Below are 1039 nucleotides of genomic sequence, written 5' to 3' on the forward strand. Positions count from 1 at the left end.
CAGGACGAGGGGGCGACCGCCGGCCTGGGCCACCGCCGTGACCACCGCCGCCCCGAGCCCGCTGGACCCGCCGGTGACCAGGACCGTCGCACCGGCCCCGGGGGGTGGACTGCCGCTCATCGCGCTCCCTCCGCGGTGGACCGGCGGACCGGCTCCCGGCGCGCCTCGCCCGCCGGAACCGCCACCGTGGGCCAGCCGGCCGAGCCGCGGCCGGACCGCGCCGCCGCGATCATGTCGGTGGTGGACCGCCCGTCCAGGTACGGCACCACCACCGTGTGGCCGCCCCAGCGGGCCAGGATCTCCGCCTCGGGCAGGGTGTCGTCGCCGCCGCCGGTGGCGTAGTCGCCGCCCTTGACCCAGATGTCCGGGCGCAACCAGGACAGCGCCGCGTGCGGCGTCGGCTCGTCGAAGATCAGCACGGCGTCGACGCAACTCAGCGCGGCGAGCAGCCGGCTCCGGTCGCCCTGCGGCACGACCGGGCGTTCCGGGCCCTTCAGCCCGGCGACGCTGGCGTCGGAGTTGAGGCAGACGACCAGGCAGTCGCCGAGCTGGCGGGCCGCCTCGAGGGTCGCCACGTGCCCGGCGTGCAGCAGGTCGAAGCAGCCGCCGGTGGCGACGACGGTGCCGCCGGCCGCGCGTACCTCGGCCACCACGGCGCCCGCGGCGGCCGGGCCGATCCGGTCCCCGCCCCCGCTCACCACCACCGGGGAGGTGGCGCGCACCGGCGCGGGCAGCGCGTTCGCCACTCCCCCGCCGCCCACGTACGCGGACGCCTCGGCGACGGCCTCCTGCACCGCCTCGGAGACCAGCGCGCCCCGGGCCAGGGCGAGGGTGGCGGTCGCCGCGAAGCGGTCCCCGGCCCCGCAGGTGTCCCCCTCGGCCGGCGGCGCGGGCACCACCAGCGGGGTCGAGCCGGCGTGGCAGAGCAGCGCGCCGTCGCCGCCCAGCGTCACCGCCACCGCGCCCGCCTGAAGCTTGTCGGCGTAGGCCGCGTCGGTGGGCCGGAACACCATCGACGACGCGGCCATCGCGGCCGCCG

At 79.1% G+C, this 1039-nt stretch carries 1 protein-coding gene; it reads right to left on the reverse strand.

Annotation, left to right across the window (positions count from 1 at the left end; translation table 11 throughout):
• Positions 1-116: 116 nt before the first annotated feature.
• Positions 117-1039 (reverse strand): PfkB family carbohydrate kinase (locus ACWEVO_RS37085; RefSeq protein WP_452312034.1); only part of this gene is annotated, 923 nt, incomplete at its 5' end.

The organism is Micromonospora sp. NPDC003776 (assembly GCF_053605645.1).